Source organism: Sorangium aterium (assembly GCF_028368935.1).
In the GTDB taxonomy this organism is placed as follows: Bacteria; Myxococcota_A; Polyangia; order Polyangiales; family Polyangiaceae; genus Sorangium; species Sorangium atrum.
Genome location: NZ_JAQNDK010000002.1, coordinates 53,096 through 68,459, shown reverse-complemented (window position 1 = coordinate 68,459; position 15,364 = coordinate 53,096). Strand labels below are relative to the sequence as shown.

The following is a 15,364-nucleotide window of genomic DNA, read 5'->3' as shown; positions in this document are numbered from 1 at the left end:
GTTCGGTCAACACGGGGGCAGGTCCCGCAATTGGGGCTTGATGTTTCCGATACGCTTGGAGTTCCTTCTCCCCGCGTTACTCGTTCGTCCTGGTCTTCGACCGGATCCTTGCGCGACCACACATTCGCGCATGACTCGGGCTTGTCGTGCAGCGCTCGGGCGGACCGCTGCACCGGCGGCGGACAGCGCTCTCGACAGGAACATCGCCGTGGGCATGCCCGTCAAGAGCTGGTAGGGTCCGAACAACCACGACGAGGAGAGCTCCTCCATGTTCTCGTTCGACCGGAAGCCGCGTCCATCTTTGGCGCCTTCTCCTGCCGCGAAGCCTGCGTCGCGGCGCCAGGTCAATGCGCCGCCGATGAACCCGCCCTGGTTTCGGCTGGCCACGTCGAGCAACGCCGGAGCGGCGACTTCGTCCGAGCTGACCGAAGCGGGACGGCGCGACTTCGAGCCGCGCTTACCCGCTCCCGCGAGCGCTCCCTGGTCGCGCGTCGCGCGCGCTGGTTCGGAGACAGAGGCGGAGGCCGAGGCGTCTCAATCTGTCGCACCGGGACCTGTCGCACCGGCTCCCCGGTTCGATTGGGCCCGCTTCGCCGTCAGGCCGCCGCCGATCCAGCGGAAGGCGACCATCAGCTCCCCGGGAGACCCGTACGAGCGCGAGGCGGACGAGGTGGCCGACAACGTGATGCGGACGGCGGAGCCGGGGCCCCGCGACTCGGCACCTGTTTCGATCCAACGTAAGTGCGCGGCGTGCAAAGACGAGGAGAGCACGACGATCCAGACCAAGCGCGCGCCGTCGGCGGGCGCCGGAGCCGGTCTGGACACCGGGGCCGCGGTGCGCGCGGCGGAGCGCGGCGGACAGCCGCTGCCGGCGTCGCTCCGCGCTTGGTTCGAGCCGCGCTTCGGGCGCGATCTCGGCGGGGTGCGAGTGCACACGGACAGCGAGGCCGCGGACGGGGCACGGGCGGTGCGGGCGCGCGCGTACACCATCGGGAGCGACATCGTGTTCGGCTCCGGCGAATATGCGCCCTCCACGGTGGAGGGCCGCCGGCTGCTCGCGCACGAGCTGACGCACACGATCCAGCAGCGCGCCCTGCCGAGCGGCGGTGGCCCTGGCTCAATCCACAGGCTCATCCAGCGCTCGTGTCACACGGTGGCAGCCAAGGAGACGATCTACGGGATCGCGTCGAAGTACGGTGTCACGGAGGAGGCGCTGCTCGATGCCAATGGCCTGAAGGCCACGGACACCTTGTCGGTCGGGAAGACGCTGGTCGTGCCCGACGGCAAGCCGTGTTCGCACACGGTGGCGTCGGACGAGACGCTCTACAGCATCGGGCGCATCTACGGCGCCACGGTAGACGACATCAAGGCAGCCAACAAGCTGACCAGCAACACCATCGCCCCGGGGCAGGTGCTGACCATCCCGGTCGCGGGCGGCCCCAGCTCGGTGAGCTACACGGTGAAGGCGAAAGACACGCTCTACTCGATCGCCAAGGCGCACGGGGTATCGGTGGCCGATATCCAGAAGGCCAATGGGATGACCGGGACCGACGTCGCGATCGGGCAGACGCTCACGATCCCCATGGCGGGCGGCACGCCGGCGCCGGCCAAGCCGCCGGCGACACCGGCGGTGACGCCGGCCAAGCCGCCAGCGACACCGGCGGTGACGCCGGCCAGTCCGCCCGCGACGCCGGCCCCGACCAAGCCTGCTGCGACGCCGGCACCGGCGAGCACCTCGACCGATTCCGGCCACGACCCCGGCAAGGACTATGCGAGCGGGGTGATGCGCGAGGACAGCTTCCTGCGCAAGTCGGACAAGGCGACCTATCAGGTCTCGGGTGGCGTCAGGCTGTTCTTCCAGACGGGTGCCACCGTGACGCTCAAGGCGAGCTCGGCGGACTGGATCGAGGTCGAAGGGCCGGTGTTCAAGGCGGGCAAGCCGGCGGTCGCGGCGGGAACGGGCAAGGGCTGGATCATGCGCGCCTGGACCTCGATGACGATGGGCGACTACAAGGACGTGCCCGTTGACGATCGCACGGAGGATTACGGAAAGCTCGCGTCGGGCTCATTGCCCAAGAAGGATGTGAACAGCGTGATTCTGCACCAGACCGGCAGCAGTTCGGGCAGCGGCACGCTGGCCGGCTACAGCAGCCGGATCGCGGCGAAGCAGACCATCGGCGCGCACTACCTGATCGACGAGAACGGGAAGATCACCCTGACCGTGCCGGTCGACAAGAAGGTGTCACACGTCGGCAAGACCAAGCCGGGATACGACACGTCCAGTAACTCTCACGCCATCGGCATCGAGCACAGCGGCGCCGAGGAAGCGCTCGATCTGCCGTCGAGCTCCAAGGACACCGCCACGATCACCGCGAACCGCGCCGCCATCAAGGCGATGGAGCTGTCGCCGAACCTGAAGGCGCGGCTGATCGCCATGAAGGACGCGGAGCTCTACCAGGTGGCGCGCGACAACAGGGACCCGGATACCAAGGTGAAGAAGTGGTACCTCTACGGCGACATCAACGCGGCCCAGAAGCGCTCGTCGTTCATGCTCGCCTCGAAGCTCATGGCAGACTTCGGGCTGGCAGAGAAGGATCTGCTCCCGCACGAGACGGTGTCGTGGAAGACCATCGGCGAGGGCGAGAACATCAAGGAGTACCTGGCCGCGCGCATCGCTTACCCCGGCCTCGTGATCAGCCTCAGGAAGCTGGTGAGCGGGGACGCCAAGCTGGCCGCGGACGCCACGCTCGCCAAGATCGTGGCCGACGAGGAGACCACGGTGGTGGCGCTGGCGGTGGACGCGACCGCGGCCGAGACCACGGCGCTCGCGACAGAGAAATCGGGCGGCAAGGGGGGCGTCGCCACCACGCGGGAGGCGCTGCGGACGGCCTTCTACAAGAAGTTCTGGGCTCGGCACGCGCAGCTCGTCGACCTGGTGAAGTTCCTGGGGGCGTCGGGCTCGAGCAAGCCGGCCGAGCTGGCCAAGAAGCTCTCCGCGTGGGTGACGTGAGCGGGCGCGAAGCTCACAGCGCCGGTGCAGGCGCTGTCAGTGTGTGGCGCCGTTGAGGTCGGCGCCCGCGAACAGGAGCTTCGCGACGTATGGGCGGCCTTCCCAGCCGCGCCACGTCTCCTGGATCAACACCGCCACACGGGTGTCATGGGGGCTCCGAAGGTAGCCGGGAGCGGTCACCTCCAAGGGGCCGATGCTCGGCGTCCCCGTCTCGGCCGGCGTCTCCGGCGACCCGCTGCGGTGAATCGTCGTGGTGCCTCGTGGGGTCGTGATATCGACTCGATAGCTCGTGATGTGAGCAAACCCGACAGGGGAGTCATCGCCGACCGTGGTGGTGTGGATCTGGACGCGCGGCCCACCGCCGTCAGAGGTCGAGAACGGCCGCAGCGCGGGCTCGTTGCTCCGGACGATACCGAGCTCGTGCAGGCGGGCGGAGAGCATGCCGCCGCGGGCCCGCCACACAGCCTGCAAGCTCGTGAGCTGATCGGGATCCCCCTCGCGGATCTCTCCGGATTCGTAGCGGTGCTCCCACGTGATCCGATGGGTGGCCAGATCTTGGACGATCAGGTGGAAGAAGTAACATCCACAGGCTTCGTCGGGTGGCTCGTAGACATAGGCGAACAGGCCGCTGCGCGACCAACCCAGAGGAAAGACGCGGCCCGGGAGGAGCACCGCGTTGGGGCGCTCGAACTCGGCGAGATCGGGGACGATGAGCTGGACGGGTGGCTGGGCGTCCCCGGGGATGCCGACCCGGGCGGGGATGCTGGCCTGGACGGAGGACGCCGCGGGCGGCGCAGGCTGGCTGCCGTGGCCGGACGCGCACCCCACCAGCGCCAGGGCCATCACGAGGGCCGGGCGGGCACACGCCGCGAGGGACTTCATTCCTTCAGGGTATCCGATCCGCGGCGCGCCTGCACGCGCGCGCTGAAGACACCCTATCTCTTCGGCCTGCTCGGCGGCTGTTCGCGGGTGTTCTGCCACGCGCAGTGGTACCTCGAGCGCGAGGGCATCGAGAGCCTCGTGCACGGCTTCCGCCACGGGATCCAGGAGCGGGGGCTGCCGCGCGACGCCTACAGCGATCGTGGAGGTGCCATGAAGGCCGCCGAGATGCGGGAGGGGCTCGAGCGGCTCGGCATCGTGCACTATCTCATGCTGCCGAACAGACCTCATCAGAGCGGCAAGCAAGAGCGCGCAGAGCTCGTTGACCCGCGCTCGGGCGGCCAAGGAGAGGCCGGCCAGACGACGCGCCCGATCACCGCTGCGCGTCACCCCCAGCTTCGGCATCGAAACCGGGCGACGCGCTCGAGAAGCGCCCTCGCCGGAAATCGATCTCCGAGCGCGACGACGGCCCCTGACGCCCCTGCTCCGGCGTCGCCCGAGGGCGATCATCTTCAGCGCGCGGCGCGGCTTCGGCGAGGGCATCCTCAGGGGCGCGCTGCGCGTCGCGGGCGACGCGGAAATAGAGCGCCCGCTCACGCGGCCTGTCGTCCGCCAGAAGCCGCGACGTCACCCTCGTCACGAGCAGCCCGCCCTCGATCCAGCGCGTATGGTCGGGCGAGAGCCCCGGGAAGGCGCGCGCCGCGAGCGCGCACACCGCCTGGAGATCGCGTTGCCCTCTCGGGACATGGAGCGACACGAGCCGATCGCTCGGCGCGTCGCGCGGCGTCGAGACGACGACCGACACCCCCGCCGACGTACGATGAAGGCGCGGCGCATCCGAGCGCTCCGCCGACGCCACGAAGTCGCGCACCTCGGCGACGTGCGCCGGCGCGAGGAGCACCCGCGTCGGGTCGGCGACGATCCGGTACACGAGCACGAGGGCGAGCAGCGCGACCAGGCACGCGGCCGCGGCGAGCATGCGAGCATCGCGGGCGCCGGCGGCGCCATCGACGAGCACGACGGCGAACGCGAGCTCTGCAATCGCCATCCAGCGGCTCGCCGAGAATGTGAGGAACGTCGGGCGCTCGTCGCCGCGCAGCCCTTCGAGGCCGAACCGGAAGACGGCGTACGATGCGAGGAACCAAGCGAACACCCGCCCTTCGGCGGCGAAGGGGAGCCCGACGAGCCCGACGAGCCCGATCGCGACGAGGCCGGTCGCCTCGAGGAGCTGCACAGGGAAGAGACGCACACCGACGAGGTGCTCGGGCAGGCCGCCTTCAGCGATCGATGCGTCGTAGACGATGCCGACGGAGCTCGGGCGGCCGTGGCAACAGCCGACGACCAGGCAGCCGAGCCGCCCCGACGCGAGGAAGAAGGTGAGGCCGAGGCTGACCGCGTCGAGGTAAGGCAAGATGGGCGCACCCATCGCGTGGAGCGTCGCCGCCGCGCACGCTTCGGCGATCCAGACGTGCTCGAGGAGCACGAGCGTCTCGCGTCCCGTGACCGCGCGACGGATCAGCGCCCATCCGAAGAACGACAGCGCGCACGCCGCCGAGACCGCGAGCGCGACGAGGAGCGAGCCGGCGCGAAGCACCGAGACGCCGACCATGACGACGAGCGCGAGGTAATAGCCGGCGATTCCCAGGCTCCGGAACGCGGGCACCTCGCGCGCATGGCGGCCGAAGACGACGCGCGGAAGTCGATCGAGTTTCGCGTTCAGGAAGGGCACGGAGGACACGGCAGCAGCATGAGCGTCACGGGAGGTCGAAGTCGCACGCGACGGCCCATCCGTGCGACTCGGCCCAGGAGAGCGCCCGGCGGACGTCATCCAGATCGTCGATCACGCGGAGCAGGCCGTGGCCGCTCCGCACGAGGACCAGGCGACCTGCGCTCTCGACGCAGACGCCGGCGTCGAGGAGCGGCTCGGCGGCAGGGCGGAGGGGGCGATCGGCGTCGTCCACGCACACGCGCAGGCGAGCGCCGACGTCGTCGACCAAGGCGCAGAGCGGCGAGAGCTCCGACGCGGCGAAGCGTCGCTCCTCGGGCTCCGCAGCGTCGTTCCGCTCGATGAGCGCGCGCGCGACCGGGTGCAAGCGGCCGAGCGCGTCGGAGAGGTCGAGCGCGTCGTGGACGCGCGCGCCGCCCCCGTCGACCACCCTGGGGATGCCGTCTTCTTCCGGCAGGCGGGGCGGCGCCGCCCCGCCCGGCGGCAGGAGGAAAATAGAGAGCTCGATCGCCATGGCTAGTACCGTCCCGAGGTGATGAGCTGACGCTCGACGAGGAGCTGCGCCAGATCGCGTATCTGGGTTCGTCCGAATGGCACCGCGGCCGTGTAGCCCCTCCCCCCCTGGGGCCCGATCGTCTGCTCCACCGCCGCGCCGCCGGGCGCCTCGGTCAGCTGTCCCGTGAGATCCACCTCGGTCGCGCCGTCCAGCGCGGTGACGCGGGTTATCCGAGCGAATGCAGGTCGACCGTCGATGGTGACCTGCGGCAGCCCGGCCGCTGTCGGGCCGCGAATGACGGCGAGGGCGCTTCGATTCTGAGCCGCTGCGTCGGCAGCCTGCGTACGGCCCGCCTTCACGTTGGCCACGGTGTGCACTTCGATCGAGGTGCCACTGGAAATGACAGCGGCGTAGTCGAGCTCGGTGATGTCGGTGTTCACGAGCGGACGCCCGTTCCTCCGGGCGAACGGCGTCGTGCCCGCGGCGTCGGTGAACGCGTCCCCTACGAACCGGATCCGGCGCAAGATCCGGCCTCCTGGCGGCACCGTCACGCGGACGCGCGCCAGCCATTCGGTCACGACCCCCTCGAACTGCGGCGCGCTCCTGGCGTCGAGCCACTCGGGCGAAGTGAGGATGCCGGCGGTCTCGAGCTGCGTCGATTCGGTGACGAGCGCGGGGTCGGCGGCCGCGCGCAGGCGCCCCGTCCTGCTCAGGTCGAGGAGGAGCTCCTGGGCGGACGCCCGCGCCCCGGGGCGCGCGAGGAGGTCTCGCACCTGGCGCCGCACCTGCGTGAGCGCCCACGCGAAGTCCCGCGTCGGTTCGCGCGCCAGGTGCTCGGTCATCATGCGGAGCAGCATCCGCTGCGCTTCCGCGCGAGTGACCGAGAGCTCGGTGAACAGCAGCTGGACGTCGGCGCCCGTCGGGTCGATGCGGATCTCGCCGGCCGGGCGCTCCCGGAAGAGGATGGGGCGCTCGCTCCCGAAGCGTGCCTCCACCGTACGCAAGCCCGTCGCCGGATCTTGCGTCCTCGTGACGATCGCGCCGGCGGCCCTCAGCGCATCGTAGAGCAACCCCGTCGTCCCCGACGCGTACGTGTGGCTGCGCGCCCCCGCGCGCTCGAGCGCGACCGCCTCCGGGATCCCGAGCGCGCTCGCGAGCAGCTCGGAGCCCGTCGCGTCGGCCATGTCGCGGATCGTGTCGAGCTCGTTCCGCAGGTCGTCGAGGTTGACGCGCCGATCGGCCTGCACCTCGCGCATGAGCGCCTGGAACTCGCGCTCGAGCGCCTCCAGGCGGCCGCGCGCCGCCTCGATCTCGGCGTCCGGCGCCCCGCGCTGCTCGAGCGCCGCGATCTCGGACTGCAGGCGCGCGCGCACCGCCTCGAGCCCGGAGAAACGGAGCCCGTACGCGTCACGGAAGCGGCGGAGCGCGGAGTCGGGCCGAGAGGCCGTCCAGCGCTGCACGACGCGCAGGCCGACGGAGAGCGCCACCATCGTGAGCACGTTCTCCGCCGTCATCTGGCCAAGCTCGGCGCGCGACGGCCACCGGCCGCGCTCCGCGCGGAAGCGGAGGATGCCGTACCCCTGGAGGATCGGGAACGGCGTGACGAGGTGAAGCGGTCCGGAGAGCACCTCGAGCTCCGCGGCGCGCAGGCCGCGCGTCGTCGCGGCGCCGGTCGCGCGGAGAACGGTGAACAAGCCTGCGTTCCACGCCAGATCGCGGAGCACGCTGCCGAACGTGGGTCGGTCTCCGAAGAGGAACGTGTTGAGCGTCGTGTTCACCCCCGTGAACACGAGCGTCTCCAGCGCGACGGTGCCGGCAAAGCTGAGCGCGCCACGGACCGTGATCCCCGTCGCCGCGGCCCGCGCTCCGCCGGCGAAGATGCCTCCGACGCCGCCGGTCGCGAGCGCCGCGATGTACGCGACCCCGATCCGCGCGATCAGCCGCGTCGTGCCCATCATCCCCGGGAGCGCGCGGTAGAACGTGTCGATGTGCTCGTCCTCCCGGACGCTCGTCACGCGGGCGCGCAGGTCAGCGACGTTCCCGGCGTAGAACGCGAGCCGGATCGCCTCCATACGATCACGGAGGCGGTTCATCGCGCTGACGGTCGGGGTGTCCAGCACCCCCGGGCGGTTCCGGAGCATGAACTCGAACGCGCGGAGATAGCGGTCGTACTGCTCCATGCCCTCGAGTCCGAGCTGCACGAGCTCGGCTTCGCTCGCGAGGGTGGACGCGGACGTCGACGCCGTCCTGCGCGCCTCCAGCGCGTCGAGGCGCGTGCGCATCTCCTGCATCCAATCGCCGAGCCGCTGCGACGGGAGCAGGTGTTCCCGGTTGAGCGCCGCGTGCCGCTCGATCGCGTCGAGATCCACGTTCACGAGCGCGCGCGGCAGGCGCTGCGCCGCGGCTTCCGCGGCGTCGAAGGTGGCGCGCGCGTCGGCCGCGAAGAGGCGGCCGAGCGCCTGCATATAGCTGGCCCGCACCGCGGACACGGCGCTGAGGTGCTCCGAGCGGCCCGCGAGCGCGCGCTCCTGCTCGTCGAGCAAGGGGAAGATGGTCTCGAGGCGCTCGAGGATCTCGAGGGCGGTGCGGACGCGCTCGGCGTCGGCCGTGCCGCCGACGAGCTGCGCGCGCGTGCTCGCGAGCTCGGTTCGCGCTCCGGTGATCGCCGTCGCGAGCGCGGTGTCGGACGAGCGCTCGCTCGCGAGGCGACCGAGGCGCTCCGCGACGAGATCGAGCTCCGACTGGAGCGCGGTGAGCCCCTGGGGGGGCGTGGGCGCCGCGCTGGACCCCGGCAGCGAGACCGCCGGCTGCGCTGTCCCCGTCGCGACGGTCCCCTGGCTCGACCCGACGGGCCCCTGGCTCGCCGCCGCATCGGGGGCGCGCGCGGGCGGAGCGCTGGTGGCGGTCGCCTGGCTCGCCTCCTCGTCGGCGTCGCCCCCGCAGCGGTGCAATCCGAGCGGGCTCACGAGGCGCGGGCGCGGGCTGGCGCGCGCGTCGTCCAGCGCGGCGGCCGCGACGCCGTGCAGCTCGGCGTGCGCGTGGAGCTCCGCAAGGCTCGCGTCGCCCGTGCTCAGCGCGCGTCGGCCAAAGAGGCCCATCGCCGTGCGATCCGCGTCGCGCTCGAGCGCCGCGGCCCCCGCCGAAGCGCCCCGGGGCGACGGCCGCTGCTGCGCGGCGTGCGCGAGCTCATGCAGGAGGAGGAGGTCGCGCGGGATCGCCCGCGGCGACCCGAGCACGATGTCCGACCCGAAGGACAGCGCATGCGCGCCGTGCCGGGCGGCGACCGCGGCGGCCGCTGGACCTTCGTGCACGCGGATATCGGCGAGCGGCAAGCCGAGATCGCGCTCCACGTCGCCCTGGAGCGCCGACGCGACCGGCCGCCCCGGTCCGAGCGTCGCGAGATCGCGCGGGACGGCCGGCCCCGGGCCGGGCGGCGTATCGAGCGCCCCGCTCGCGCGCCACCTGCGCACGGAGAGGCGGATTCGCTCATCGACGGCGGAGAGATACCCGTCCAACGTGGGCTCGCGGGGTCGCGCGTAGACGCGAATGGCGCGCTCGAGATGCTCGTCGGACGCGTTCACGTAATACGCGAGCCACGCTTCGATGAATGGACACCCCTCCGCGGTTCGCCCCACGTCGCGCAGCTCGGCATCGGCGGCGGCGCGGACACGGGACTCCAGGCGACTTCGAAAGCCGCGCATGTGCACCGGCGAGACGACGGCGTGGGCCTGTGGCGACGCTTCGGGCGTCTCGGCGCCTACACGCGCGCTCCTGACCTGCGTATCCCGCGCGTCGGAGCGCGCCGCATTGGCCGCTGTTATCGTCTCGCGCACGCGGATGCAGCATAGATCACCGCGTCGGCCCTCGCGAGGACAAAGGCCGGCTCCCGGCGCGGGATCGCGCCATAGCCACATCCGTAGGAGATCCGTACAGGCAAGGCGTCGGCGTCGACGAGCACGCGCGCCTTTCCTTGATGGATCGGGCGTTTGCGCGCCGGCGCCTGAAGCCGCGTGTCCTCGATGCGCGCAGCGCCGCTGGTGTATGTTCCACCGTGATGGTACAAAGCGCGTCGATGGGGAGGGCGGCGTGGGGGACGCACTGCGCGTGGACGCTCGTTATCGCGGGCAGCGCGCTGTCGTTCGCGTGCGGACAAGCGCGCGGACGCACGCCGCCTGGGGCGCGGCCGCCGGAGCCGTGCACGCTCGAGCGCGTGATCCCGGAGATGCTCTCCGGATCGGAGCCTGAGGCGCGCGGCGCAGCGCAGGAGCTCCGCGACGACGCGCGCCGCGGCGTCTGCGGCCATGCCTGCGCCGAGCAGACCCGCGCACGCATCCTCGACGCATCGAGGGCGCGGAGCCCGTTCGTCGCTATCTGGACGGGCAACTTCACCGATGGATCCGGGCGGCGCTTCGCGGTGATCGGACGAGGCGCGGGGGACTCGTACCGCATTGCATGGCTCGAATATCGGCTCGCGAGCGGGTCCGACGCGCACTCCGACGCGCACTCCGACGCGCACAGCGCGCAGCGGGGCCTGAGCCACGAGCGGATCGTGGCGCGGGACTGCTCGACCCTCGTCGATCTCCGCGACGAATGCGGTCCGAGCGGCATGCACCGCCTCTGTCAGAGCGCGACCTCGAGCCGCGCCGAGGTCCTCGACCTCGGCTGCGTCACCGATACCGAGCGCGCGATCTGCGACCAGCCCATCGCCGGCCCGGAACCGGAGAAGGAGAAGGAGAAGGAGAAGGAGAAGGAGAAGGACTAGCGCATATCGCGCGTCGACATCGGTCTGATACGCTGTTACCGTATCTCCATGTTTGATGTCCGAGAGCTGGCTCGAGGAATGCAGCCCGCGATCGCGAATCGCGCGGTGCGCGCGCAGCTCCCCCTCTGGCGGGCGCCGTCTCCGGGAGCGACCCGAGGCGTGAGCGCGGCAGGGGTGGAGCCCGGGGCCATCTCCGCGGCCCCCGTATGCGGCGAATGCTCTCGACAGCGCTCCTCCTCGGCGGCGCCGCGCGGCGACACGCCCTCTCCGCGTGCGCCCGGGGGCGTCACGCTCGCGCGGCGCTTCTCGGCTCCGCCGTCTCCCGCCAGCGAAGGCGCCGCGCGCGCGGTTCAACCGAAGCTGAGGGTGGGCTCCGTGGACGACCCGCTCGAGCACGAGGCGGATCGGCTCGCGGACGCGGTCATGCGGATGCCGGCGCCTGCCCTGGATCCGGCCGCGCCGCCCGCGCGCGGCGAGAGCGCCGCGGCGGCGCCAGCGCCCGTCATCCGCCGCAAGTGCGGCGCATGCGCCGCGCACGAGGAGGAGCAGGACGGGGTCGTCCTGACCAAGCCGGACGCGCGCGGGCTGGCGGCCGCGGGCGCTGGCGCGGCAGCGGCGGCGGTCGCGGAGGGCGGAGCGCCGATGTCGCCCGGCGTCCGGAGCTTCTTCGAGCCACGCTTCCAGCACGATTTCTCGCGCGTGCGCATCCACGACCACGCGCGCGCGGCCGACGCGGCGGACGCGATCCACGCGCGCGCCTTCTCGCTCGGCGACGACATCGCCTTTGCGCGCGGTGAGTTCGCGCCGTCCACACACGAAGGAGCGAGGCTCCTCGCGCACGAGCTCGCGCACGTCGTCCAGCGACAAGGCGGCGCGGGCCGCGGCGTCATCACCCGCCAGGCGGCCCCGTTCCGACAGAGGAGGTTCCAGGATCGCTCGGGCGGTGGCACCACGGACTTCGTGGAGACCGTCCAGAGCGCGCCCACCCGGTCCGGGGACACCATCTCGGGCACGGTCCATCGGGAAGAGTTCGCGCCCGCGGTGGGGAGCACTCCGCAGCAGAGCATCAGCCAGGGCGAGGTCGCCGTGCAATTCGACGCGCAGACTTGCCAGATGAGGCTCCCGTACAAGTTCAACTTCGTCCAGCAGGCGACATCGGGGACCCCGGGCATCTGCGAGGAGCCGGCCAGCACGACCGCGGTGACCCCGCTCTCCGCCGCGCGGGTCCAGGAGATCGGGCGCGAGTACGTCGCCGCGGTCAATGCGGGACTGCGCGACCAGTTCACCGCGCGGATCACGGGGTGCGAGAACAACTGCGCCAACCGAGACATCGAGATCGTCCCCGCTGCGACGCTCGATGCCTCGAGCCCCAATAAGACCGTGAACGTCGTCAATCGCGGCGGGCGCGGCGACGCCGGCACGATCTGCGCGCGGGACATGAACACCGGATTCATTGTCCACGAGTCGGGCCACCAGCTCCTCGGGATGGGGGACGAGTACCGCGAGGACGATCCCGCGGTGCGGCAGCGCGTCCCTCAGTGGGCGCGCGACGAGCGCGTGCGGACCGACCTGACGCAGCTGGGCGACCACCATAGTTACGGTCGCTTCGCGCAGTACAACGAGCGGCACTTCCGTTTTGCCCAGCTCTTTCTGGAGGCCGCGTTCCCCGGGTGCTCCGTCGCGCTCAACGGGATCACGCGGCGGTCGCCGGACTACCGGCTCGAGCTCCTCGGCGGCGGTATGCTTTTTCCCGGGGGCAGCGCGATTGCGCTCGGTGGCGCCTTCACCGTCGGGCTTCCCCTTACGCGCCAACGCCAGCTCGAGCTGCGCCTCGGCGCGCAGGGCATTTATCTGTCGACCCTGGCCCCGCTCCATCGGGAAGCGCTCCTGCTCGGCGCGACGGCAGCGCTCGAGTGGCGCACATCGCCGGCGAACTTCGCCGCCACCTTCGGCCTCTTCGGGACCGGCGGTGTCTACCATCAGCTGCGCGACGAGATGACCGATCCGCGAGCGCCCGTGCCGGCGCGAACGTCTCCGTATGCCGAAGGCGGGCTCTCCATTGGCCTCACCTCGGGCATGGTCCCGAGCCTGCCCAACATCGACCTTCGGGTCGAGGGCGCGCTCGGCCACGAGATTCGGGACGACCCGGCGGCGATGCGCTGGTTCCGCTTCGGCGCAGCCCTGAACTTCACCTTCTGAGGCACGGATCCTCTCGAGCGCTTCGATGATCGCTTATTCCTCTTCGCGCGAGCACCTGCTCGCTGAGATCGATCGGATCGACGCCATCATCCGTCTGTGCGTCTGGCGCGCGCGCCAGGCGACCGGCTCCGCGGAGCTTCTCCAGACCACCGGGGGCGCGCTCGATGACCTCCTCTCCGGTCCCGGCGGGCTGCCGTCGTGGAGCTCGTCCCGCGCGGAGCCGACAGAGAAGTGGTCGAGCGGCTGGGACGCAATCTGCGCGGAGCTCCGCGAGCGACGCGAGGAGTCGCTTCGATCCGGGGTCCCTCTCCGCTTCGTCGAGCTTTGCAGGCGCTTCGGCCTGACGCCGCTCGACGCCGACATCGTCCTCTTGTGCCTCGCCTCGGAGGTCGATCTTCGCTACGAGGAGGTCTTCGCGCTCCTCCAGGGCGACTCGACGCGTCGCCGCCTGAGCGTCGATCTGGCGTTGAATCTGCTTTCGAGCTCGCTGGAAGAGAAGCTCGACGCCACCTCGCGCTTCTTCTCCGACGCGCCGCTCGTCCGCCACGCGATCGTGCGGCTGCTCGGGGACGACGGGCGCCTACACGCGCCGTGGTTGGCCTCCACCCTCAAGCTCGACGAGCGCATCGTGCGCCACCTCTTCGACTCCGACGAGGTCGACCCGTCGCTCGCGCCCTTTGTCCGCCGCGTCCGGCGCGCTCCCCGGCACGAGCCCGCGTTCGCGGCCGCGCGCGTCGACGAGCTCGCGCGTGAGCTCGCGCGCTGCGGCGGCGTCGCGCGATCGCTCCTCGTGCACCTCCGCGAGCCATGCCACGGCGACGGCCTCGACGTCGCGAGCGCCGCGTGCGCGCGCGTCGGCCGCGAGGTGCTGGCCGTCGACGGCGAGCACCTCGCGGCGCTCCCGGATCCTCCGGCGGGGCCGCTGTCGCTGCTCCTGCGCGAGGCCGTCCTGCGCGGCGCGGCGCTCTTCCTCGGCGACGCTGGGGCCAGGATGCCGCGCATCCTCGAGGCGCTCGCCCGCGAGCTGCCGCAGCTGCCAGGGGGGCTCGCGGTCTTCGTGTCCCGCGACGCGCCGTGGGAGCCGGAGCCGTCGGAGCGCGTCGACTTCGTCGAGATCGACGTGCCCATGCCGAACGGCGTGGAGCGCGCGGCGCTGTGGCGAGAGGCGCTGCCCGGCTTCGGCGCCGAGATCGACGCCGTCGCGGCCAAGTTTCGCTTCAGCGCCGCGCAGATCCGCGGCGCAGCCGCTGGCGCGAGGCGCCGCGCGCGCCTCCGAGGGGACGAGGACGCGCCCGCGGTGGACGACGTCTACGACGCGTGCCGCGGCCGCTCGAGCCACGCGGTCGACCAGCTCGCGCGGAGGATCCGCCCGCGTTATCGCTGGGATGATCTCGTGCTCGCGGAGGACGCGGTACGGCAGCTCCGCGAGATCTGCGATCGCGTGACCCACCGCGGCCGCGTGCTCGACGAGTGGGGCTTCGCGGGCAAGCTCTCGCTCGGTCGCGGGCTGAACGTCCTGTTCGCGGGCCCCTCCGGCACGGGCAAGACGATGGCCGCGGAGATCATCGCGGGCGCGCTGCGGCTCGATCTCTATCGCATCGATCTCTCCTCGGTGGTGAGCAAGTACATCGGCGAGACCGAGAAGAACCTGTCGCAGATCTTCGCGGCCGCCGAGACGAGCAACGCCATCCTCTTCTTCGACGAGGCGGACGCGCTCTTCGGGAAGCGCTCCGAGGTCAAGGACGCGCACGATCGGTATGCCAACATCGAGACGAGCTACCTGCTCCAGCGGATGGAGGAGTACGAAGGGATCACGATCCTCGCGACGAACCTGCGGAGGAACCTGGACGACGCATTCGCGCGCCGCATGGCGTTCGCGATCACGTTCCCGCTCCCGGAGGAGGAGGAGCGCCTCCGCATCTGGCGACAGGTCTGGCCCATCGATGCCCCGCGCGACGCGGAGCTCGATCTGGCGTTCATGGCGCGTCAGTTCAAGTTCTCGGGCGGCAACATCAAGAACATCGCGGTCGCCGCGGCCTTCCTCGCCGCGAGCGACGGCGGGATCGTCACCATGCGGCACCTGGTCCGCGCCACGAAGCGCGAGCTCCAGAAGCTAGGCCGCACGCCGGTGTCGAACGAGTTCGGGTCCTACTCCAACGACGACGCGGAATCATGACGGCGTGCAGCTCCGGGTCACGTCTCCTCCGAAGGAACCCCCGATGTCTTTTATTTCCGTCATCGAGCAAGGCCTCTCCGGACGGAGGACATCCTTGCTGTCCTACGGATGAACGC

8 protein-coding genes are annotated in these 15,364 nt (G+C 71.3%); 4 read left to right on the top strand and 4 right to left on the bottom strand.

The genetic code is table 11. The features are described 5' to 3' along the window. The first annotated feature begins 670 nt into the window (after positions 1 to 670). Complete coding sequence (locus tag POL72_RS15145) at positions 671 to 3,010, top strand: LysM peptidoglycan-binding domain-containing protein (protein WP_272096019.1); 2,340 nt, start codon at positions 671 to 673, stop codon at positions 3,008 to 3,010. Positions 3,011 to 3,046: 36 nt separating this feature from the next. Here POL72_RS15145 and POL72_RS15140 read toward each other — a convergent pair whose 3' ends face one another. From POL72_RS15140 to POL72_RS15125, 4 genes are all read right to left on the bottom strand, one after another. Then, positions 3,047 to 3,892, bottom strand: coding sequence for a hypothetical protein (locus POL72_RS15140; protein ID WP_272096018.1), 846 nt, complete (start codon positions 3,890 to 3,892; stop codon positions 3,047 to 3,049). Between the two features lie 370 nt (positions 3,893 to 4,262). Further along, a complete protein-coding gene (locus tag POL72_RS15135; RefSeq protein WP_272096017.1) occupies positions 4,263 to 5,627 on the bottom strand; it encodes a prolipoprotein diacylglyceryl transferase family protein in 1,365 nt (454 codons plus the stop codon). A 16-nt stretch (positions 5,628 to 5,643) separates the two neighbouring features. Then, the gene (locus tag POL72_RS15130) at positions 5,644 to 6,129 is read right to left on the bottom strand and encodes a hypothetical protein (RefSeq protein WP_272096016.1); all 486 of its coding nucleotides are present in this window, start codon (positions 6,127 to 6,129) and stop codon (positions 5,644 to 5,646) included. A gap of 2 nt (positions 6,130 to 6,131) precedes the next feature. Next, entirely contained in the window at positions 6,132 to 9,746 is a 3,615-nt protein-coding gene (locus POL72_RS15125; RefSeq protein ID WP_272096015.1) for an eCIS core domain-containing protein, read from the bottom strand. Positions 9,747 to 10,162: 416 nt separating this feature from the next. On the opposite strand from POL72_RS15125, the gene POL72_RS15120 reads away from it, so the two are divergent. The 3 genes from POL72_RS15120 to POL72_RS15110 all read left to right on the top strand — a co-directional run bounded on the left by POL72_RS15120 (position 10,163) and on the right by POL72_RS15110 (position 15,248). Further along, complete coding sequence (locus tag POL72_RS15120) at positions 10,163 to 10,873, top strand: hypothetical protein (protein WP_272096014.1); 711 nt, start codon at positions 10,163 to 10,165, stop codon at positions 10,871 to 10,873. A 375-nt stretch (positions 10,874 to 11,248) separates the two neighbouring features. Continuing rightward, positions 11,249 to 13,072, top strand: coding sequence for an eCIS core domain-containing protein (locus POL72_RS15115; RefSeq protein WP_272096012.1), 1,824 nt, complete (start codon positions 11,249 to 11,251; stop codon positions 13,070 to 13,072). 25 nt (positions 13,073 to 13,097) lie between these two features. Next, complete coding sequence (locus POL72_RS15110; RefSeq protein WP_272096011.1) at positions 13,098 to 15,248, top strand: ATP-binding protein; 2,151 nt, start codon at positions 13,098 to 13,100, stop codon at positions 15,246 to 15,248. The last annotated feature ends 116 nt before the right edge of the window (positions 15,249 to 15,364 follow it).

Excerpts from the sequence above, each read along its gene's own strand:
- POL72_RS15140 (WP_272096018.1), bottom strand. The coding sequence starts at position 3,892 with ATGAAGTCCCTCGCGGCGTGTGCCCGCCCGGCCCTCGTGATGGCCCTG.
- POL72_RS15130 (WP_272096016.1), bottom strand. The coding sequence starts at position 6,129 with ATGGCGATCGAGCTCTCTATTTTCCTCCTGCCGCCGGGCGGGGCGGCG.
- POL72_RS15110 (WP_272096011.1), top strand. The coding sequence starts at position 13,098 with ATGATCGCTTATTCCTCTTCGCGCGAGCACCTGCTCGCTGAGATCGAT.